This is a genomic window from Candidatus Rickettsia mendelii, from assembly GCF_057543435.1.
In genome coordinates, this window is record NZ_BTGX01000018.1 from 1 (window position 1) to 22,886 (window position 22,886).

Consider the following 22,886-nt stretch of genomic DNA (forward strand, 5'->3'; position numbering starts at 1 on the left):
GATTCTCGCCCACAGAAGAAATGATATTATAGCTATTTTCTCCACCATAGCTAGAATGACATTAAGTATTTCTTTAAACAAAATTATAAATAATAAATTTATGCTTTTTGATTCTACTATAAATTGTATAAGAAAAGATGGTTATAAAATTCTGCATTTAGGATTAATTGCCATCTCCATAATGGCACTTATTACTGCTTATTTTGCTGAGTATATATTTCATTATATCCCGTGCCCTTTATGTGTTTATGAAAGATTTCCATATTTAATCTTGATAAAAGTTTGTTTAACTGCTCTAATCATCAAAAAGCTAAGCAAATATACTTTGATATTCATTTTTCTCACATTACTTAGTTCTTGCTTATTATCTACATATCATAGCTTAGTAGAAAGAGGTGTAGTGCAACCAAGCGCCATTTGCTCATCAATGATCCACATTCCAAAAGGTCTTTCTATCCAGAATATTAAGCAAATATTCTACAGCCAACCCATAACTAGCTGCACCAAGCCTACTATCAAATTATTCAGCATTTCTATGACAGAGTATAATCTACTCTTAAATATTCTTCTTCTAATATGCTTACTAACCGTCTGGCTTTATCATAAAAAATCTTAGTTATAAAACTTTATTTATTTTTAAATAAAATAGTTAAAAATTAATTGTCTTCTTGCAGAATTTAAAATATCGTGTATAGCTTTGATATAATGTGTAATATCTTCAGAATTTGTAGAGCTTATTAAATCTTTTAGTAGGGTCAAGAATAATTTGAAACAAGCACCTATATAAATTTTGCAGCACTATCATGGAATAAAGCTCTTCTTACATTTTTTAATCATGTACTAGAATCAAATAATAAATTGTTACTTGAAAAGTTATTATCTCAGGATATAAATGTAAAAGAAGATATCAAGATCTAAGATCCATTAGTTTGTAGTACTACCAACTTGTAAATATATGTTATGTCTTGTTAAGAAAGATAGTGTTTACGTATTTTAAAAATACTCAAATTGATTAGAAAACAAAAACTGATATCATAAAACAATGCTTAGGTGTATTGTAAGGAAGTATTATTGACTCATAATATCATTATGGTATTGATAATGCCACAGAAGAAGAGTTAACAAATAATATTTGTTATTATACTTTTAGTATTAAATTAGCTAGAAATATTCACATCCAATTTTAGATTTGGTAAAAAGAAGTTTAAAATCTCTTTTAACTCTTTAAAAAACCTAGCGATTTTAGCTAGTCTAGCACTACCTTATCATTTCAGTACTATAAGCTTTTTACTATAATTTACAGCATGCTCATCTAAAAATAATATCTTATGCAGATGATCTATGCCTATTTCTAGTATAACATTTCATTATTACTATAAAGATACTTTACTAATCATGTCAGTGATTTTTATTGCATAATTAATACCTGTAACTAAAGACAAATTTTTGTTATCAACCATGATTATATTTTTTAACATTTCTTCTAAAAACTTTTTAAAATCATTATTTCTTAGATGTTCTAAAACACTAACTAAACAATTTACTACACCTACTAACTTTTAGAAAATTGCCTCTTGTTTACTTATAGAAAATTTAGCATGTTTAAGTTTAAATCTTGAAAAGATTCACCAAGAATTTTTACCTCAGGATACTACTACTTTTAAAAAAAACTAATTTATTATTATTAATATATAAATCATTTCAAGAATTAATACTAACTTTAGGTAAAAAGTTATCTTTCTGATGAAGAAAATCAATACATTTATTTGCTACTTATTTAACTGCAGTCGTTAATATATTATTCTAAGTTTTTAAGACTATGCAAATCTAGATTTAACGCTCAGCTATTTTAAAATAAATGCTTAAGGAATTATACATTATCCTTTCTTACTATATACTCTGTCCTAATAGAAATGAGAGTAGTACACCTTAATGTTATAAATGATTTTCTAACCATCTATATCTTAATGTATAATCGCATGAAAAGTTAAGAATTGATGACAATAACTTTGTTTTTAAATTATTATTTATATAACTTGCACGTTAGAATCACTATGTTCTATAATAACTGCTTTTTTATATCCATTACCTATAAGGACCAGAGGTACAATTAAATTTAGATATTTAAATATACTATAGTAAGTTGTTTTTGAGATACTGTGGGGTGAATTGTTATATGACCTGAAAGCGCACTTACCGCTTAACCACGCTATCTAAGCCATGTATAACACCCCTAGCTATTTTTTGAGATAACATTTAATAGGTAATGCTCCCAATGACACGAGACAATACCTACATTTCGTTAGGAATTTCAGCATTTTCTGCTTGCCCTAATAATTGTAACAAAACATACTCACTTGCTTCAGTCCAGCTTACAGGTGGCTCTTCACCTGGTAAAGCAGTACCATAACGCTCATTAAAAACTCTAGTAGCCTGCTTAGTAAATATATCAAATGTACTTGTAGATTCTATCCCATAACCATATTCTTTTAAATTTTCCTGTAAAATGTTAACTTTTTCTCCTGTACTATAAGGATTTAATAATACTTTACTCTTTTGCTCTTGTGTAGTCTCATAATATCTACCAAAACCATCTTTAGCTAATTCTTCCCAAGGAAATTTTGATCCTGGAGCTATATGAGCATTTTCCTCTCTATTTACAGTCACCTCAGCAAGACCGACTAAATTCTTTTTTAAATCTATCTCTGGATATCTTGCTGATAAATCTGTAAGAAAGTTTTTTAATTGTGCTATTTGCTTTTCTGCAAATTCACTCTTTGCATCATTAACAAGCATAACTCCGATACCAAAATCATTAACATTTGCCTTTCCATTCCAACTACTCTTACCTGCATAAAAAGTTTTATCTGTTAAATCATTATGATATTGATATTGTATACCGCACTCATCAAGTATGTAATGAACACTTGCTCCATTTTTTTGTAATGTAGCAATAGTCTTATTTAAATCACCATCACAAGCAGAATAAGTAATCACTACACAACTAGGTTTTACTCCTTCCGGCCTTGGGGCCATATATTTACCATTTGGACTATTTGTATTACTAATACCAGTATTCATAAACTCCCTCCTTGTATTTAATAATTGCTATTGGCTTAGAATTTACTAAGCCCCTAAAAAGTAATACTTTAACAATATTAAGTCAATAAAAATTGAAATCTTCTTTATAAGAATCGCTACTTACTTAACAAGTTCAATTATTATCTTTACTAAGCTAACATTTGGATTTTAGTAAATGCTCTAGTGTGATAAAAATTCACTTTATAATTCAAAAAAACTTCATTCTCATATTGTGTTTCTTCTTCAAAAATATTATTTAAGAGATGACCTTTTATTTCTTTGAATAGACATTCAATTTTATTATTATGAAGCATTGTCATTATCAGCTTTTAATTTTTCTTCCTCAAAACTATTAGAAAATATTTAAAAGTTGTAAGGTATATTTAAACTCTTGCAAAATATATAACTTACTTATTAGACATTACTTAATCTGCATATTTTTTAACTTGAATAGCACTACTCCAAAACTTGCCATAATTCTTTTTGACTAATACCTACCGCAATGCGTTGTTCCTTTAAATGTATTATATATTACTTTATTTTGAATAAAGTAACTTGGTTATTTAATAAAATAATATTAAAAGCCTTTATTTATCAAATATTAAAGCTAGTAAATAATGAACTAAAAATATAAAGATAATTAGTAATAAAATAGTAAAATTACTGAATTTTGAGAATATAGTAGAGGAAGTTAGTTTTTTAGGAATTAAACCATCAGTATAATTTATTGCATTTAAATCTAATTTTTTTATTACTCTTCCAAGAGGGTCAATTATAGCTGAAACACCGTTATTAGCTACTCTAATCATAGGTAAACCATTCTCTACAGCTCTACTTCTACTTATATGAAAATGCTGATATGGACCACTTGATTTACCATACCATGTATCATTTGTAACATTAATTATCACATCAACTATTTCATTAGAAGTACGAACAAAATCAGGAAAAATTGATTCATAACAAATTAGAGGTTTAATTTTAAGATTATATTTATCAAGATAAACAAGACCACCGTTTCCTTCTTTATAATCGACTAAGCCATGAGTTAGTTTCTTAAAAGGTAGTATTTTTTTAAGGGGCATATACTCACCGAAAGGTACTAAATGCGATTTATGATATTCAAATAGTTTATGACCATTTTTTGCTAGCGCATACATAGCAGTATAAAGCTCAAAATCATTGCCTTGTTTTTTATTATCTGAGATACCACCTGTTATTAAAGTAGCATCTACTGAATTTAACATTTTTAATAACTTAGATTTTACTTGTGGTATATCTATAGGCACTACTAATGCTGCTTCAGACCAAATAATTAAATCAGTAGATTCTGAATTTTCTGATAAATTAATATGTAGCATCAAATTATGCCAAAACTCAGTTTCATCCCACTTTTCAGTTTGAGGAATTGAAGGCTGCACTAAACGTACTTTTATATCAGTGAAATTTGTAGGATTACTATTTAATCTTATACTACCGTAAATCATAACTGTGGTTAGTATTATAGCTGAACTAACTAGCAATAATTTCAGTTTATTAAATTGCTTAGTAAAAAAGGGATAACAAGAAGTACTAACATATATAACTATAAAACTAAGTCCGTATATCCCGATTATACTTAAAGGCTGAATTAAAATATCTGAAAATAAAAAAGCATAACCTATCAAATTCCACGGAAAACCAGTAAATATCCATGACCTTACCCACTCAAATAATACCCAGCATAAACAAAATATAAATTGGTAATATTTACTTTCTCTAGCAAAAAAACTAATAGTACAAATAGCTGATATAAAAAAAGCTAAAATCAACGGCAGACCGAATAATGCAAAAGGAATTGCCCACCAAAAATCTGCAATATAAACACTAACACCAATACTTACCCAATATATTCCACTTAAAAAGTGTCCAAAACCAAATAGATAAGCAAATTTTGCTGCTTCTTGCCAATTCCTAGAGTTTTGAACTAAATAACATAGATAAGATAATGTTAATAATGCCGGAATAAAAAAAGTCGGAGCAAAAACTAAACCACTTAATATGCCTAATAATAAGCAAATAATCTGGATCTTATACATTTTTACTGATTAAATTTATTTACAAAATAATACATCATGCTATCATTTCAGCAAGTTTTAATTAAAGGTAAATATAATGACTATGGGATTATTAAAAGGAAAAAAAGGACTAATCACAGGTGTTGCAAATAATATGTCTATATCATGGGCAATTGCTCAGCTTGCAAGTGAGCACGGCGCAAAACTTGCTTTTACTTATCAATCTGAGGTCATAGAAAAACGAGTTAAACCGCTTGCAGAAGAGATAGGTGGTGATTTTATTAGTGAATGTGATGTTACAAATCCTAAATCAATTAACAACTTATTTGCTACCATAAAAGAAAAATGGGGTACTTTAGACTTTCTTCTTCATGGTATGGCATTTGCTGATAAGAATGAATTAAAAGGACGTTATATTGATACAAGCTTCGAAAATTTTCAAAACTCTCTGCATATATCATGCTACTCCCTTTTAGAACTTACAAAAGCAGCAGAACCTTTAATGCTTGATGGTGGCAGCATTCTAACTTTAAGTTATTATGGTGCTGAGAAAGTTATACCTAATTACAACGTTATGGGAATAGCTAAGGCAGCACTTGAGGCAAGCGTCAAATACTTAGCAAATGATATAGGCAGTAATAACATTAGAGTAAATGCTATTTCAGCTGGTCCTATAAAAACTTTAGCTTCTAGTGCTATTGGTGATTTTGGATCGATGCTTAAATCTCATGCTATAATGTCTCCGTTAAAACGTAACACTACTCAACAAGACGTAGCAGGAGCTGCTATATACTTATTTAGTGAATTATCTAAAGGTGTCACCGGTGAAATTCATTATGTAGATTGCGGGTATAATATTATGGGAAGTAATAAATTATAACTTTAAGTAGTAACCTTCTTATCACTGTAGGTAGGTATTGCCTGCATAGACTAAAAATAGTTATTGTAGACTAACAGCAGTATCTAAAAATAACCAATGATACATACTACTAGATCCCGCGATTAAACTGCAAGACATATTAGCCATTACCTGCTGTAACCTTCTTTTTTAAGATGTTGATGTTTTGGAGTAACAGATGGCGGTGTATTAGACTTTATCTGAGCATTTTTAACCTTTAGCTCTTGTATAATTTGTGCCGCTCTATGCAAATTATTTTTTTCGTCTTTTGACATGTTAGAATAAAAACTCTCAATTTTATCATTGATTGTTTTCTCTATTTCTTTAAGATTGTTCTTAGAAATTTTATAAGAATTTATACCTATATAACTAGTAAACTTTGACCACCTAGATTGGTTTTTATGTAATTCTTGATGTATTACATCTACTAAATCATTTTTTTTGAATGTTAATACATAATCGGAGGCTTCTACTAAAGATTTAGATAAATACTTCTTAATTTCTCCTAATTGCTTACCTTTAATACTTAACTTCCTATCTTCTTGTAATTTTGTTATTACTTCTTCAATTATTAAGGATATTGCGTTTTCTTTCTTTTCATTTACTTCTGTTTTAGAACTCACTTCAGTATTAGCATGTTCTGCTACTTTTTCTTGTACTAAATGTTTAATATACTTGCTATCAGATTTTTGTATTTCCTGCTCTATTTTATATGCTTTTTCTGGCTCTAATTTTGTATATCTTTTATCTTCTCTTGCAAGAGGAGCATACAATAAAAAATTAATACTTTGCGCTATTCTACTATCTAATGAATCAATGGAATTTCTTTTTGGATAAAATGTTTTTTGAAGAACAGAGTAATGATCTAATATTTCTTGAGAAATATCCTTTACATCAAGAGGTTGCAATTCCCCATCAGCATTAAATCTTGCTTTCATACCTGAGCGTCTTGCTTCCAATAATAATAGTTGTTGAAATACCTTATCATTAGATCTACGACAAACAAAATTAGGATCATTATCTGGCATTAACTCATGTGCATTTTCCATTATTGCTGTATTTAATTTATGTAACTGCTCATTGTTAAGCTTTTTATCTAAAAGCCTTATAAAAGATTCTCTTTGTTTGTGTTTACTTGCAAAGGCATGTTGAATATTTTTTAGAAAACTCAGATCAAAATTTTTATTATCTACTTCCTTAATAACTAAATTTACTAAATTCCCTAGATTAACTTTTAGTTCCTCATTTATTCCAGAATTTTTATTTTTTTTAAACTTTATGGCCACCATGCTAATATTTTGTATGTTATAAACTTAAATTATAGTGATATCACTAAATAATTTCTATGTATCTTTACTATACCTATAATTAAAACTTAAAGCTAGTATCTTAAAAGTCACACTTAATCTTTATTACTTCATTACTTCCTAAAATTTCTATTTTATAAAACTTATCATTAGTAATTGTTTCAATTGAAATAAAAACATCTATTGATTTTAAATTATTGATCTAAATAGATAATTCTATCTCAATAGCAATTTGAGGATTGCTCACTATATCTTTTCTTGTTTTATAATCAATGCTATCTTTAGATATTCTACTAATAAATAAAACAAAGTTTAATTTGTGTCGAACTGCAGCTAATATATATCAAAAGCTTATTTAAATTTTCCATTTAAAGCTTTAAAAGATAATTAATACCTTTCTTAATAAAATTGCTTTTAAAATTCAATATCTTCAAATTTTTTAGGATAAAAATTGTTAATCAAAAACTGATAAAGCTTAAATAACAACCTAGTAAATTAATGATTGAAATTCCATTTTTATCAATTTCTACAGAAGAATTATTTTTTTGCTTCTAAATATAATAAATTACAAAATATAGTATTACCTAATGTTCTAGAGAAAAAAAAAGCGAATACCCAATTAAATCTAATACATGTTTCGTTACTTTTTTATTAAGCTTATTTATGGTATATTGTTTAAACCACTTAAAATAATTCTTTTTTATTACCTTTTAATGTCTGTATATATTTTAACTCTCTAATATAACTTTTTGTGCTTAATTTTATTAATTATGTCTTTTATTACTTCATGTTTATCCTCTGAAACTTCATTATCATCATTTCTCTATAAACATTTTCAATATGTGTTATTTTAAATTTAAAAACTAATAGGTATTTTAGTATTTATTAAGAGGATGATTCAACAATGCTTTTTTGAGATGATTAGTTTGAAGATGAGTATATATTTGTGTGGTAGAAATATCAGCATGCCCCAGCAACTCTTGAATAACTCGTAAATCTGCTCCTCCTTCTAATAGATGAGTAGCAAAACTATGGCGCAATATATGTGGAGAAATATGTTTAGGATTAAGTCCTGCATAAAGAGCAGCAGATTTTAGGAGAATAGCAAAGTTCTGTCTAGTCATGTAGCCAGTTAGTGCTGAGGAAGGAAACAAATAAATAAGATTTTTAGGTTTCGCTTCATTTACAAAGATCTCTCTAATTGCAAGATATTCAGTAATACTACTAACTGCTTGCTCATTTATTACTATAATTCTTTCTTTATTACCTTTACCAAGTACAGAGAATACTTTCTTAATGCTTCCTGACTTTTTATTATTCAGAATATTGCTAAGCTTAAGACTAACCAGTTCAGAAACTCTCAAGCCGCTAGCATACAACAAATGTACCATCGCATTAAGTCTTATACCTTCAGGCGACTTATCTTGTGTACAATATTCAAGTAATGATTTAACTTCGTCTATCGATAATATTTTAGGAAGTTTACTTTGATATTTTGGTAAATCTACAGTAAGTACTGGATTAAAAGTTGTATGATTTTCACTAATCAGAAACTCATAATAGCTTTTTATAGTTGATATTTTACGATTAATAGACCGCGGTTGCAAATTATTATTTGCTAGATATTCAATCCAATGTCTGACATTTTCTGTAGTGATACAGAATTCAGATAATTTTTGTTGAGCAAGATAATTTTGAAAATCATATAAGTCCTGCTTATAGCTAAGTATAGAATTTTTTGATAATGCACGCTCAGCAAGAAGCATTTCTAGGAATTGAGAAATAAATCCCATAAAATTTTCTAATTTCCATGTGGAGGCCAGGGCCGGAATCGAACCGGCGAATAGAGGATTTGCAGTCCACGGCATTACCACTTTGCTACCTAGCCTTAGTTTATTACATATTCGGTGTCATTTTCCAATAGGCAGGAATCCAGAATAAAAACATTTGAGATAATATAAAAATTACAAATTTCATAAACTAACTTTTATCTTTTTTACTTGATGCTTGTATACTTGAAGAATAACATGAGAGCTAAGTAAAAACGTTACTTTTTCCGGATGTTAACAATATCAAGGTAAAAAAGCAACTATTTTATGGGATAATTCTAACAAATGAAAAGTTAGTGTAGAATAGTTTAATTTAGAAAAGAGCAAAACATCTCACAGCTTTTGCTGCAGCATAGATAAACTATTGTAGAAAATTAAAAGTGAAAAGCCACAACACCAATTTTTCAAATTAAAAGAGTATACCCCTCATTCTTGCTAGATATTTAAATGATTTATCATTAATAAAATTTGAGATCTGGCTAACCGAATCTACTATATCGTTATTTTAAACAAGAGGAAAATTTAATAATTTTTTTAAAATATGATTATTTAAATTTGATTGTTTAGGCATCAAAACACTAACTGCTTGAAATAAAAGAATGACTTAAGCAACTCTAGTAATTTTATCAAACTTTGATTTCATTACAATCACTCTAAACATATGAATTTAAGATAAGTGATTGAATAAAAAGAGAAGAAATAAGAAATTTACAAAGAGAAATTGTTAAGTTACATAGTATTTTAATTTTTAAATATATACTCAGCAATGAAGAAATGTATCTCAACATATAAGTAATAATTAAATATTTGGTAATCTTGTTAAAATAGCAATAAGCAGTTATAGGGAATCTATAGAGTATTCATTACATCTTGTAATTAATCATAAAGAAATAATTATGACAATTAAATTACTAAAGCTAATAGTACTAATTTATCAACAATAGGTGATATAATAACTGAATTACAAAACACATATTCAATATTAATACAATCTCTACTTCTGATTTTTTAGACATCTCAACTTCTTCTTTATTTGCTACTAAAAAATCAAATCTTTTACAACCACTATATCTTTATCATTTCATTTTTATGAATTTCCTTGTATAAGATTATATAGCTTCTAATTATCTATAATACTTTTTGCTTTTAGATCCTAATATTTCTACATAAGGTTTTTCATTATGTAAGTTCTTTATCTTCTATTGTCTATAAAACAATTAATAAATTTTATATAATTTTTCAACTTATCTCCCAACTATGTAGAGTAATTCAATAAACTCTACATCAATACTACTAAAGATTTGTTTATTAAAGAAAATATTGACTCATTTTGTTAGATTACTAGGTCTAATTCCTGAATCAATATGAGAATCTTAGCACTAAATTCAAAGCTTAACACTGATAAAATCTTTAAAAAATTTTTTATAAATAATGCGTTACTATTTTGACCTTTCATTAACTAAACTAATAGTAATACTATTAGTTTCAAAAGATCTATAGCTTTTCTACATATTTAAAAGCATTAATTCTTATCTCATCTAATATCTTTTATAATTTTCGCTTTTTTACTTAACAAAATTAGTAACTACTGTAATCTAATAAAAATTAATAATCAAGTATTATTGACTATATATGATAGTTTCAAGTAAGATTTATTTTAGGCTTTTAATCTGCTATATTTTTAATATAAAGAGTAATATTTATGGTTTGTGATTCTTCTTTTTTAGAAACATTTGCTAAATTTATTATCAATAAATTTAGCAAAGAAACATTATGGAAAGAAGTTCAAATAATATTATCGAATAATTTTTCTTGCCTTGAATTAAAAAAGATTTTAATCACTAAACATGAAATAAAAAACTTACCAATTATTATTCCATTTACTTCTCTTATCTCAAAAAAAAATCACTCTTCATATTCTTTATCTAAACTAGAAGAACTGTTTATCTTGTCAAAAATAATTACTGAATATAAAGCATTACCTTTTAATGGTAGCGAATCATTAAAAGCTGCAGATGTTTTAAGCAAATTATTTAATGAGCTTATAGCTAATAATATTGATATAAAATTAATAGAGACTTATAATAATTCTAAATATTGGCAAAAGATTTATACATTCTTAGAATGTAGTTTCTTACAATGGCAAGAACAAATAGCTTTTACTCAAAAACAAAATAGAGCAAGTCATAAATTAAAATTACTACAAGAAGAGATAATAAAGATAAAAAATAGTTATAAGCAGGTAATATTATTAGGAATATTCAAACCTAATTCTTTCTTAAACAGATTTAAAAAAGAGCTACAAAATCATGATATTCCCTTAATTTATTATAATCAGCCAATATTGCTGAATAATATTAGTAATAATGTATCTTATTATGAACCTACAAATATTTATGAAGAAGCTGAGCAAATAGCTAATATATGTAATCAAAATAGCGATAAGAGAATAGCAATTGTTATAAATAATCACAAATTTAAAAAAATATATTGTAGTTTTTTAGAAAAAAATTTAGTAGCATTTAAAGATTTACTAGGCAATAATTTAGCACTTACAAATATTAGTGCACTACTAATTTCTATTATTAAAATAATATGCAACAATTTTGATCTAAAAATTTTATTTTTATTACTTAAAAATCCTTTGATTAATTGTTCTATAGTACAGGAGTTAGAACTAATATTATCTAATAAACATCGCTTTATATCTTCGCCGAAATATTTATTGCAATTACAATTTGATAATGAAGAAGTAACAGATTATTGTCATAACTTGATAGATATGTTATTTACTGATAATCCACATAATGCTAAAGATATTTTAATATTAGCTAAAGAGATAGCTGAAAAACTTGTGCCGAATATCTGGCAAGAAGAAGGAGGAATAGAATTACTTGAATTTTTAACAAATTTAACTAAATATAGTAACTATATAAATATAACCAATAAAAAATATTTTCCTAAAATTTTTTCTTTTTTACTTTCTAGTATTAAATATTATAAAAATACTGATTTTGCCAATATAATTATTGGCATGCCAGAAGATTTAGCTTTATCCAAATTTGATTTGGTAATATTACCAAGTTTTAATAGCGAAAACTGGACATCTGCTTCTAAGGCTCATCCATGGCTTAGCAAAAAAGCACAGCAAATATTAAATATAGATTATGACAATATTACTCTTACCTTATATTCAGACTACTTCGACTTACTTTTACAAAATAAACAAGTAATTATATTAAATGCTAAAAAATATAATGGAAAATTAACAACTCCTTCTAATTTATTTTTAAAGTTACAAAATTGCCATCTTTTATCTCAACATTATTCCAGAGTAAACAAGAATCTAGATCTTTCTATACCAAATGGTGCATATAGTACCTTTTTCCCCAATGTATTATCAGTAACCGATATAGAAACATTAATAAGAAACCCATATGGTTTCTATGCCAGAAAAATCCTTAGATTACGTAAGAAAGATAAAATATGGGAAGAGCCTAAAATATCAGATTTTGGTAATTTTATTCATAAAACTTTAGAAGAATATTCAAAAAATTATGATAAAGAATATATTTATTTTTCTATCACTGGCAAACAAAATGCTTTAATAGCTATAGGTAATAATATTTTACAAACTATAATCTTACCTGTATACACAAAAAAAACTTGGCAAATAAAACTATTAGCACTTAGCAAAGCTTTTATTTCATTTGATATAGAACGCCGAAAAAACTGCAAAAATATTTATTTTGAGGTCAAAGGAGAACTACAGCTAAATATCGTAGGCCAAAATATAAAAATAATTGGGATAGCTGATAGAATTGAAATCAGCAAGTCAAATAAAGTAACTATCTTAGATTATAAAACTGGTACTATTCCAACTAAAAAAGAAATTGAGTTAGGACTCTCACCTCAACTTATTATAGAAAGTTTAATGTTAATAGAAAATGGATTTAGTACAGCGTCATTCAGCAAGTTCGATACAAGTAAATTTTTTAGGTCTCGCTTGTACTCACATACTTCTTGCTGCACAGTCCCGCCCTTAAATTCATCTTATTTAGAATTTTCTGAGTCTAGCTATATTAATATTGCCTATGTAAAAATAATAAGTACTGATCCTTATATCCAAACAATAGAAATATCTTTAAGCAGAGAAGCTTTAAATAAACATAAAACAGGATTAATAAAGTTACTTGAATATTATATTACAAATAAATTCTTTTCTTATGATTTAGATTTATCTAAGTATAACGATTATTTGCATTTGAGAAGGTAGCAAGTTACTAGCATGTTTAAGTTTTTGTCATAACAATAAGGAAAAACTACAAATTTTAACAAAGTAATCTATTAAAAACACTAAGAAACTAATTATTTTATAGCTTGCTGAGCAAGCAAAAATTGCTTACAATGACGTTTTTATTATAATTTCTTGAATCATAATGTGAACTATAAATCCATCATTAACCTAAAACCTTTATTCTGATCTATTACAATCTTACTATTCGCATTATAAATAATTGGATCATTAATTTCTTTATGACCAAATTTATTTGTTTTAAATACTGGTATAGTTAATCTATTTGCAAACATACGAAGCACTAACATTGTTGCTTCAGAATCGTTATCGAATGTACCAAATATTATAGCTTTCACATCTTGAAGCAAACCTGCTTGTTTTAAATGAAGTAAAGCACGATCTAATTGGTACGGCAAGATATTAATATCTTCTAAAAAAAGAATTTTTTCTGTCGTATTTATTTGCCAATTTGTACCAATGCTAGTTTGTATTATAGTTAAATTACCACCAGTTAATTTGCCACTAACAAGCTTATTTGATTTTGCGATATCATTAAGAGCTGATAAATCATCTATAGTAGCTTGCTTTACTTTATCTTTCACTATTTCTGCTATTTTTATAAAGTTACCTTGAGCTTTATCATGTTTTAAGATGTCAGCTATGTTACCACCATGAATTGTTTTCCATCCCCATTTTTGTGATAAAAAAATATGCAAAGCAGTTATATCACTAAATCCTATGAAAAATTTTTCTTTATTCGGTTTTGACAGTTTTTGTAAGTAAGGAATTAATCTTGCTGAACCATAACCTCCCCTTAAACTCCATACTATATTATTAGATTCATCAAATAAGGCATCTCGTAAACAATTAAATCTTACTTCATCGCTACTTGAAAGAAATGGTAACTTGCTTTTGACAAAGCATTTAAGTGGTAAATGCAAATTTAATGCAGCAATATTTTTTAAATTCATTAAAGTTTTATTATCAACTCCTGAGGCAGGAGCAACAACAGTAATAGAAGTATTTTTTATCAATTTTAAAAATTTTTGATTATTTATTTGAATATTAGACTTAGAAAAAGCTGATATTGAGAAAGAGATTACTAGAAGAAAAAAAATAATTCGTATTATATTCTGTAATTTCATTATGATAATTTTAGTTTTTTAGCACATTATCTGTATTAGTAAAGCACTAGTGTATAACACTAGCATTATTCCTCTCAAAAGCAAGAATAACATTGACTATAAAAAAAACCAAATAGGTAATAATTACTTGGAAAAGTATTTATACTAAATAAGAACCATTACCTCTGGCTTGTACTTGTTCAGATATAACTTAACTAATTGTTTTAATATTCGCTAAGATGAAGTATAAAAATAATTTTTAAACTCAGGAGTTATATCATTTCAATGCTACGCTTAGCTTCTATTATTGTTTCTGCAATTATACTTACATGTTATCACATGTCAAAATAAAATGCTAATAAAATTAATCTTTAGAAATACTACAAGCATGCAAGTCTCTTCTAAATTGCAGATTATGATTCTTATTCAAAATTACTCGATAAACTTGAATATTTTCTAATACTCTTTGAACATAATCTCTTGTTTGTGAATAAGGTATTAACTCAATCCAGTCGATTATTTTTCTCATATCTTTTATATCTCGTGGATCACCAAATCTATCTATCCACTTTATTACATTAAAACTTCCAGCATTATAAGATGCAATAGATAAAATATAAGAACCCCGATGATCATTTAGTAATTTTTTGAAATGATGTGAGCCAAGCTTAATATTGTATGTAGGATTCTTAGTTAATGCTGCTACATTACACTTAATATTTATAGACTTTGCAGTATCACAAGCAGTCCCCTTAATAAGCTGCATTAACCCCATAGCATTCGCATAACTTACTGCTTGATGATCAAAAACTGACTCTTGTCTTATTATACTATAAGCTAAGTAAGAATCAATAGGCAAACCATCTAGATTATATGGTGTTGGAAAGGCACACTCTGGAATAAAAGTATTATTTTGAGCAGCAATTTTTGCAACCTCAACCATATGGTTAGCATTATTATTTGCTTTAATAATTTGAGTAATTATCAAAATTTCCACAGGATTTTTAGTATTTTTAATAGCTGCTTTAGAATATATCATGGCTAAATGGTTTTTATTATATTTAACTAGTAACTTTATTGCTTTAATAATGTCTTTGCTTTCTATAGCTTGTTTCTCTTTAGAAGTTACAAGAGGAACAGAAGGTAAAATTAGCTTTGTTCTATTTAGTTCAACACTTGCTGCTTGCCCATAAAATGTAAAAGAATATTTAGCAGCTTGCTCATAAAATTTCTTAGCAGTTTTTCTATCACCTTTTGCTTCATAGCTTCTGCCTACCCAATAAAACCCACGTGCTAGACTAATGGGAGTTTTAACTACTTTAATAAATTTATTAAAATGCACTAATGCTTGATCCGGTTTCTTTAAAAAGCTTAAAGCAAGCCAACCAGCTAGCCACTCCTGGTCTCTTATCGTTTCATGGCATACAGCAAAGGGTAATGTAGCGAGTTTATAACTATTAGCAAAATCTTTATAATCAATAAATTCACGAGCATAATAAGACTGCATACGACACCACTTAGCAAAATGCTTACGATTATTTTTAGCTTTTTTAAATAAAGTAATAATCTCACTTGTTAGCTTTTGTGTTTTTTTAAAATCTAAGTAACGATACAATAATCCAGAAGTATGATATTTTTCAGATATATTTGTAAAAAGTTTTTCAGCATTTGCTGATTTACGTATAATAGCAATTTGTGCTTTAAAAGAATCTTTGTACCCCTGATCTACATATTTTAGTGATTGCTCTGCTAATTTAATATCTGAATTCCATAAATGCTCTTCTATTCTTTCAATATGATCATTTGCAGTTAAATATTTATGCCACTTATTGTAATATGCATTTTCCTCTTCATAATTAAAATTAGCATATATCCAAGCTTCTTTAATAATAGGCAGTAATATTTTATGATCTTTAATTAAACTACTTGCTGCAAGTGCATAGAATTTATATCCTTTACCAGTAATAGGAGGATGTTTGCTAAACCAATCGAGGATTACTTTCTTACTTGTATTATTATTTAAATACCCTTCAGCTCTTTCTTCTAATATTTTATTTTGAGGCCACTCTGGATTACCACGCAAAAATTTTATTACTTGCTCAAAATTATTATCTGAATATTTATCATCTAAAAATTTTTGTGAAAGAACAATTTTTGTTAAAACCTTATTATTTACCTTTAATGCTAATTTTTCAGCTTGCGACCAATTTTTCTGATCCATATAGATAAAAGTTTGCTTAATATTATCTATGGAATCAGAATTAGCATTCATGTTCAGAGCTAATAACAAAAATATAGTAATTAATAATTGTATTGTAATTTTCATAAAACTTATTCACGCATAAAAAAGCATGAAAAACGTTATTGCGAATGACTAAATGAGCTTAGCAATCATTAATAAGCAGTTTTATAATACTTTCTCTGGATTGCTTCGTTAAAAGCTGAAAATTGAATAGAATCAATATAAGCTAGCGTGGTATTAAATACCAGTGGAGCCAAAACCAGCACTACCGCGAGATGTCTCTTCAAGAGTGCTAACTTCTTCCCATGATATACGTTCATATTTTGCAATTATCATTTGTGCAATTCTCATACCTTTTTCTATAACAAAATCTTCTTTGCCTAAGTTAATAAGAACAACTTTTATTTCACCTCGATAATCAGTATCAATAGTACCAGGAGAATTAGCAACTGTAATTCCATGCTTAACAGCCAGCCCTGAACGTGGTCTTATTTGTGCTTCAAACAAGTCTGGTAGTGCTATAGCAATGCCGGTTGGAATTAGTGCTACTTCACCAGATCTTATAGTTATAGGCTCGTTGTTCGCTGATATTAAATCCATACCTGCACTATGCCACGTAGCATAGCTAGGTAACAAACCAGTAAAATTGTCTAGTTTTTTAATTTTAACTTTATTATGTAGATCTTGTTGTTTGAAAGTCATTATTTTAAATAAAATTTATTATTAATAATCTTATTTTCAACTGCATTAGTTAAGGAATCAGCAAAATCATCAGCTAATATTTTGCTTCCCATACCAAGTTTCTTTTTAAGCCATGGCTGTTTAGCACAAAGATATTGAAACTTAATATTATCACCGAACTTTTCTTTCATTACGCTATACATATCACCTATACCATCAATTAAGCCGTAATCAAGAGCTATTGGCCCTGCCCAGAATTCACCGTTAAATAAAACCTCATCTTGCTGAGTTAGTCTCCCTGCTCTTCTTGTTTTTACATACTCTACAAAATGTTCATAAACATGCCTTTGTAAATTTTTAATAATTTTAAGATCATCTTTATTAATAGGTTTAAAAGGATCTAGAACTGCTTTATTTTTTCCTTCTGTATAAACTCTTCGTTCTATTCCAAGTTTATTAATCGCTTCATGGAAACCAAATCCACTTGATACTACCCCAATACTACCTATAACTGAGCTATGCAAGGCATATATTTGATCACCGCTACAAGCAAGCCAATATCCACCTGAAGCTGCTATATCTTCTATAAAACTATAAATTTTAATTTTATTTTCTTTAGCAAGTGCACGAATACGTTTTGCAATAAGTTCAGCCTGTACCGGCGCACCGCCAGGAGAATTGATAATTAGACACAAAGCTTTTAATTTTTTTATCTTAAAAGCTTTTTCTATTAGTTCATTTAATGATTCTAATGTAAGACCTGATTGCAAGTTACTTACTTTACCAATAACACCGCTGAGACGTAAAACAGCAATTACATCTTTAGAATTACTAAAAATTGAGGTAACTAATTGATCTAATTTACTTATCTGACGTTTAGTTATTATAGAATCAAATTCTGCATTAGCAATAGTTGATTTATTTACTTTATTCATTATGTTGCTCATTTTTAACTTCTGAATTAATATCCTCAATCATTACTGATTCTTGAGCAGGAACTACTTGAGTACTATTTTGATTTATTACGTCTTTAACTATCCCATTCTTTATGGACTGCAAAGGTTTAACAAGTTTATTAAGAGATTGTCTATTATAGCTATTTTTAGGATCCGGATAATTTCCTGATATAGATGATAAAATGATTCCTCTAACTTTTTCATCGTACCAATTTGTATTACCGACAAAGCTAGTTATTATTTTTCCGCTTGGATCTACTAATATGCTAGTCGGTAAACTAACAACACTTAAAGCTTTAAATAATTCATTCCTATAATCATAATAAATCGGCAAATATCTTATTTGATAGCTTTTAAAATACTCTTTAATAATTTTTATGTCTTGATAATCTTCTGAGATTGGAATTACTGAAAAAGGTAATTTTCTAAAATCTTTTTGTAACATATCAAGATCTGGCATTTCTTTGATGCAAGAAGCACTCCAAGTAGCCCAAAATACTAACAGTATAGTTTTTCCTTCAAACTGATCAAGAGAATATTGATTTTTTTCTTCATCAAAAAAAACTATATTATCAGGAACATTTAAGCCGTTTAAGTGTTTTACCTTAAATTTAGCATAAACTTTAGGAATAAAAATTGTTATAGATAATAAAAATACTATAATATATATTAAATATTTATTATAATTACTCAGGTTCATATAAAATTTATTGTAATGAAAACATTCTATTTATTTGTATTCACAATTATATGTGCTAGTGCTGTATTGTGTTTGTGTAGTTGTGGTATAAAAAGACCTTTAGAACCACCGCAAAAGGAATTACCTGCTGGTTCAAAAATAATGGTCATCCCTGCAACATTGGAAACCCAAAAGAAAGATAAAAAACTATAGATCTGGTGAGTATGCAAAAAATCAGTTTTTTATTTATCTTTAATGTGTTCTCGCGTAGGCTGGAATAACACAAAATGTTTTTTAAAAATTATAAAATAAAACCTCAGCTATCTCAATCTTAATATCGCTTCAGTGTCGTACCTTGTAACACTAGGTCAAAGCAATATGATTCCATACTATGCTGTGGTTCAATTAATGTATGGTTTATTTCACCACATTCACCAGTACAAATATTTTTTTCTAATAAATCTAAACGTGTTTGCAATGTTGTAAGACTAGGATGCTCTACCCTTATATTTGCACTTCTTAAATAACTAGAAGATTTATAAGGCAACATACTAATAAAATAATATTCTCCTTTATTATTAGTAGTAGCAGTACCAGAACCAGTAAAACTTGAATCATTTTTATCAGTAAATTTCTTTCTATCAACACAAGTTTTTAAAGGTTCATAAGGATATTGAGCATTACTTCCTGCTTGCCACAAATAAACTTTAGCATCTGCAACCGGTACACAATTTTGATCTAACACTTTGCCCTTAATTAATATTTTTTTACCATGAAACTTTGGTAATTGTCCTGTTTTACGTAATAAATTATTAGTAGGCTCAAATACTTTTGGCTCATAATCATTAAATATATTTCTAGTAATTTTACAACGATTAAGCTTATTAGGGTAGGTTTTAGAAACAGCAAATATGCTGAATGTCCAAAAACATAAAAAACAAAATATAAATTTTTTCACTTTTATACTCCTAATAAATGAAGAATCAGTAGATGAAGTTTAATTTGAATAAAGAGCAAGAAACCTTACAGCTTTTGATTGCAGTATAGATGAAATTATTGGAAAAATCAAAAGCGAAAAACGTTGGATTAAATTTTCTAAATTAAGTAAGTATAACATATCTTATTTTTTTATTCAGGTCCTGCATCTAAAATTTAGAATAATTATTTATATTAATCAAATTATTTTTATTCTCATTTGATTATTGATTAATTGATTGTTATAGTAAACTTAATTGCACTAAATTTTAATATTAATTAAATATGCAAAAGTTTTTATCTTTAATAATTGTAATTCTAGTACTTTACAATATAGTAAAGTTAAAAATATCTCCTGACAACACTAATTCTACAATTGCAGAACAAACAGCTTCAGATAATTCATATACCAATGAAAATCAGACCAGCATCAATAATGATGTTCCTATTTCATTAAATGGTAATTTATTTGAGCGAACAGTTTCAAAAATAGTAATAAATGCTCTTAAAACCGAAGAAGGGAAAGCATTTTTTGAAAATATTCTGCAGCCACTAAATAAACCTATAGATACTAAGGATTACACTATTGAAGTACATAAGAATTTAGTAGGACCATTATTTAAGATTAATACACTTGGTAGCGGTAATATCGGCCCTGCCTCTTGTGGACATGTAGTTACTGTATTTTATCAAATATCAGATATAAACAATAATCTAATATCAGAAGGTACTAAAACTTTCACTTTAGGTTCTGCCCCTATAATGATTGGCTTAGATAATGTAATAGTTGGTATGATGGTAGGAGAAGCACGAGAAGCTATTATTCCGGCAAGATATGCTGTTAATAATAGTAATAATACTATCTCCAATGATATGGCTTATAAAGTCAATGTAATGTTAAAATCTATATTACCACAAAATTTTGTTAAAAGTAATGAAGTTAAAATTTTTGATGATGCAATAGCGTATCGTATTCCTTTATTATGTGGTGAAAAAATAACTTTTAATGCTAAAGTTACTCGCTTATCAAATGGTAAAATATTATATGATTCTAAAGAAAAAGGGCAAAAAATAGATATGAAAATTGGTGATGTTACTTATCCTTTAATTTTTTCTTATGCATTACAAGGTAAAGTACCGGTAGGAACACGAACTGTTATTGCGAAATGGAAATCTTTTAAAGCTCTAGGCTCTAAGATAAATAAAATTATTTCTCATGAATTATTACCAGTAAATGAATATCTTTTGCTTGAGCTTAATGATTTTAAATAAAATTAAATAAGTATGAAACAAAATAAAATATCAGATAATCAAAAATAAAAAAATTATATTTTGTTATCTGTCCTTGTCATAATGATAATAATTGTATATCTTGTAGCTTTAATAAAAATTATGTAATTATTAAAAACTTAAGACTCAAATGAGATATTAAAAAAATCTTACTTTAAACTTGAGTTAAGCAAAAGGTTTAGTATGGAAGTTATAAAAAAAAATAAAAATATTATTATATCAATAAGTATAATATTTTTATTAGCAGTAATTATTTATATCTCTACAAATAAGAGTTCCAATAATAAAGGAAATGATAATATATTAGAAGTAAAGATATCTATAAAAGATCACAAATTTGTTCCAAATGTAGTTGAAGTACCAAAATCTACTAAGGTGCGGTTAATTATTCACAATCAAGATAATACCGTAGAAGAATTTGAGAGTCATGATTTACATCGTGAAAAAATAGTTATGCCGCATCAGTCAATAAATGTTATACTTGCACCATTAGCTCCTGGGAAATATGAATTCTTCGGAGATTTTCATCAAGATACAGCTCAAGGTTTTATAATTGTTAATAATTAGATAAAAATATGTTTAAAATTGCTTTAATAGTGTTTCGTGAATGTTTAGAAATATCTTTATTACTTGGCATGATACTTGTAGTAACAAAACAAATAGAAAAATCTCGTCTTTATATTATTGCTGGGGTGATGCTTGGAGTAGTATGTGCTTCAATTTTTGCATTTTTTACACGTAAATTATCTCTATCTTTTGGTGGAATAGGAGATGAACTATTTGATTCGGGAATCATGATACTAATAACAATTCTAATTAGCTGGACTATAATATGGATGCAAGGTTATGGTGTAAAAGTAAAACAGCATATAAATAACTTATCAGCAAAAATTCATAAAGGTAATGCCAGTCATCTAATGTTAGTTTTTTTAGTTGCCACTACCATATTACGAGAAGGTGCAGAAATTATTATTTTAGTGTATAGTATATCTTCAGTTGAAACAATAAAAAGTAGTATTTACTTGCAAGGAGTAATAATAGGTGCTACAAGTGGTTTCCTACTTGGTTTAACAATATATTTCGGTTTAATTAAGATTGCTAATCAAAAATGTATTTTTAAAATCTCTACTATATTATTAATGTTAATAGCAGGGGGTTTTGCAGCAAGTGCAGCAGGTATTTTAACTTCGTCCGGTTTGATTATGTTTTTATCTGATCAACTCTGGGATAGTTCATGGTTAGTAGCCGATAGAAGCATGGTAGGCAAGATGTTACATATTGTTACTGGTTATATTGCAAGACCTAATGGACTGCAAGTACTTGCTTATTTCACTACTATATTACTGATAAATATTTTTATACAAATAAGGTTAAGATATTCCAAAAATACCTTGATGTCAGTACAAGAAAATGAATCAAATTAATTTTAGTTAAAGAGACAACAATTAAAGTATTTTATAAATAAGTTAA

At 27.4% G+C, this 22,886-nt stretch carries 14 protein-coding genes, 1 tRNA gene and 2 pseudogenes; 6 read left to right on the plus strand and 11 right to left on the minus strand.

Translation table 11 applies throughout. The annotated features are described in order from the left end of the window. Positions 1–100: 100 nt before the first annotated feature. A complete protein-coding gene (locus tag AC27F4_RS03210) occupies positions 101–616 on the plus strand; it encodes a disulfide bond formation protein B (protein WP_487062091.1) in 516 nt (171 codons plus the stop codon). Positions 617–2,292: 1,676 nt separating this feature from the next. Here the strand turns inward: AC27F4_RS03210 and AC27F4_RS03215 are convergent. Further along, complete coding sequence (locus AC27F4_RS03215) at positions 2,293–3,081, minus strand: N-acetylmuramoyl-L-alanine amidase (RefSeq protein ID WP_487062039.1); 789 nt, start codon at positions 3,079–3,081, stop codon at positions 2,293–2,295. Positions 3,082–3,668: 587 nt separating this feature from the next. Further along, positions 3,669–5,159, minus strand: coding sequence for an apolipoprotein N-acyltransferase (gene lnt, locus AC27F4_RS03220; protein ID WP_487062041.1), 1,491 nt, complete (start codon positions 5,157–5,159; stop codon positions 3,669–3,671). Between the two features lie 76 nt (positions 5,160–5,235). Here lnt and fabI point away from each other — a divergent pair, with 76 nt between their 5' ends. Continuing rightward, positions 5,236–6,018 (plus strand): enoyl-ACP reductase FabI, encoded by a 783-nt coding sequence (gene fabI, locus AC27F4_RS03225; protein ID WP_487062043.1) that lies wholly within the window; start codon positions 5,236–5,238, stop codon positions 6,016–6,018. A 146-nt stretch (positions 6,019–6,164) separates the two neighbouring features. Here fabI and AC27F4_RS03230 read toward each other — a convergent pair whose 3' ends face one another. From AC27F4_RS03230 to AC27F4_RS03240, 3 genes are all read right to left on the minus strand, one after another. After that, the gene (locus AC27F4_RS03230; protein WP_487062045.1) at positions 6,165–7,325 is read right to left on the minus strand and encodes a DUF5410 family protein; all 1,161 of its coding nucleotides are present in this window, start codon (positions 7,323–7,325) and stop codon (positions 6,165–6,167) included. Between the two features lie 893 nt (positions 7,326–8,218). Beyond that, positions 8,219–9,136 carry a site-specific tyrosine recombinase XerD gene (gene xerD / locus AC27F4_RS03235; protein ID WP_487062047.1) on the minus strand — a complete coding sequence of 306 codons (918 nt, stop codon included), beginning with the start codon at positions 9,134–9,136 and terminating at the stop codon, positions 8,219–8,221. Positions 9,137–9,156: 20 nt separating this feature from the next. Next, positions 9,157–9,231, minus strand: a tRNA-Cys gene (locus tag AC27F4_RS03240). A gap of 2,465 nt (positions 9,232–11,696) precedes the next feature. Here AC27F4_RS03240 and AC27F4_RS03245 point away from each other — a divergent pair. Further along, a pseudogene (locus AC27F4_RS03245) lies at positions 11,697–13,448 on the plus strand (PD-(D/E)XK nuclease family protein); the annotation flags it as partial. Positions 13,449–13,618: 170 nt separating this feature from the next. Here the strand turns inward: AC27F4_RS03245 and AC27F4_RS03250 are convergent. The 6 genes and pseudogenes from AC27F4_RS03250 to AC27F4_RS03275 form a co-directional block, all read right to left on the minus strand. Beyond that, positions 13,619–14,614, minus strand: coding sequence for an LD-carboxypeptidase (locus AC27F4_RS03250; protein WP_487062049.1), 996 nt, complete (start codon positions 14,612–14,614; stop codon positions 13,619–13,621). Positions 14,615–14,957: 343 nt separating this feature from the next. Further along, entirely contained in the window at positions 14,958–16,919 is a 1,962-nt protein-coding gene (locus AC27F4_RS03255; RefSeq protein ID WP_487062051.1) for a lytic transglycosylase domain-containing protein, read from the minus strand. Positions 16,920–17,072: 153 nt separating this feature from the next. After that, entirely contained in the window at positions 17,073–17,537 is a 465-nt protein-coding gene (gene dut / locus AC27F4_RS03260) for a dUTP diphosphatase (protein WP_487062053.1), read from the minus strand. Next, positions 17,537–18,451 (minus strand): S49 family peptidase, encoded by a 915-nt coding sequence (locus AC27F4_RS03265; RefSeq protein ID WP_487062055.1) that lies wholly within the window; start codon positions 18,449–18,451, stop codon positions 17,537–17,539. The genes dut and AC27F4_RS03265 overlap by 1 nt, the downstream gene beginning before the upstream one ends. A 109-nt stretch (positions 18,452–18,560) precedes the next feature. Continuing rightward, positions 18,561–19,172 (minus strand): annotated as a pseudogene (locus AC27F4_RS03270) (TlpA disulfide reductase family protein); the annotation flags it as partial. A gap of 310 nt (positions 19,173–19,482) precedes the next feature. Further along, complete coding sequence (locus AC27F4_RS03275; RefSeq protein ID WP_487062057.1) at positions 19,483–20,109, minus strand: dioxygenase family protein; 627 nt, start codon at positions 20,107–20,109, stop codon at positions 19,483–19,485. Between the two features lie 302 nt (positions 20,110–20,411). On the opposite strand from AC27F4_RS03275, the gene AC27F4_RS03280 reads away from it, so the two are divergent. The 3 genes from AC27F4_RS03280 to AC27F4_RS03290 all read left to right on the plus strand — a co-directional run bounded on the left by AC27F4_RS03280 (position 20,412) and on the right by AC27F4_RS03290 (position 22,840). Then, positions 20,412–21,398 (plus strand): FKBP-type peptidyl-prolyl cis-trans isomerase, encoded by a 987-nt coding sequence (locus tag AC27F4_RS03280; RefSeq protein ID WP_487062059.1) that lies wholly within the window; start codon positions 20,412–20,414, stop codon positions 21,396–21,398. A 201-nt stretch (positions 21,399–21,599) separates the two neighbouring features. Beyond that, entirely contained in the window at positions 21,600–21,983 is a 384-nt protein-coding gene (locus tag AC27F4_RS03285) for a cupredoxin domain-containing protein (protein WP_487062061.1), read from the plus strand. An 8-nt stretch (positions 21,984–21,991) separates the two neighbouring features. Further along, the gene (locus tag AC27F4_RS03290) at positions 21,992–22,840 is read left to right on the plus strand and encodes an FTR1 family protein (RefSeq protein WP_487062063.1); all 849 of its coding nucleotides are present in this window, start codon (positions 21,992–21,994) and stop codon (positions 22,838–22,840) included. Positions 22,841–22,886: the final 46 nt, after the last annotated feature.

Coding starts and splice junctions, on each gene's coding strand:
- xerD (WP_487062047.1), bottom strand. CDS start 9,136: ATGGGATTTATTTCTCAATTCCTAGAAATGCTTCTTGCTGAGCGTGCA.
- AC27F4_RS03215 (WP_487062039.1), bottom strand. CDS start 3,081: ATGAATACTGGTATTAGTAATACAAATAGTCCAAATGGTAAATATATG.
- fabI (WP_487062043.1), top strand. CDS start 5,236: ATGACTATGGGATTATTAAAAGGAAAAAAAGGACTAATCACAGGTGTT.
- AC27F4_RS03290 (WP_487062063.1), top strand. CDS start 21,992: ATGTTTAAAATTGCTTTAATAGTGTTTCGTGAATGTTTAGAAATATCT.
- AC27F4_RS03250 (WP_487062049.1), bottom strand. CDS start 14,614: ATGAAATTACAGAATATAATACGAATTATTTTTTTTCTTCTAGTAATC.
- AC27F4_RS03255 (WP_487062051.1), bottom strand. CDS start 16,919: ATGAAAATTACAATACAATTATTAATTACTATATTTTTGTTATTAGCT.
- lnt (WP_487062041.1), bottom strand. CDS start 5,159: ATGTATAAGATCCAGATTATTTGCTTATTATTAGGCATATTAAGTGGT.
- dut (WP_487062053.1), bottom strand. CDS start 17,537: ATGACTTTCAAACAACAAGATCTACATAATAAAGTTAAAATTAAAAAA.
- AC27F4_RS03265 (WP_487062055.1), bottom strand. CDS start 18,451: ATGAATAAAGTAAATAAATCAACTATTGCTAATGCAGAATTTGATTCT.
- AC27F4_RS03230 (WP_487062045.1), bottom strand. CDS start 7,325: ATGGTGGCCATAAAGTTTAAAAAAAATAAAAATTCTGGAATAAATGAG.
- AC27F4_RS03285 (WP_487062061.1), top strand. CDS start 21,600: ATGGAAGTTATAAAAAAAAATAAAAATATTATTATATCAATAAGTATA.
- AC27F4_RS03280 (WP_487062059.1), top strand. CDS start 20,412: ATGCAAAAGTTTTTATCTTTAATAATTGTAATTCTAGTACTTTACAAT.
- AC27F4_RS03210 (WP_487062091.1), top strand. CDS start 101: ATGCTTTTTGATTCTACTATAAATTGTATAAGAAAAGATGGTTATAAA.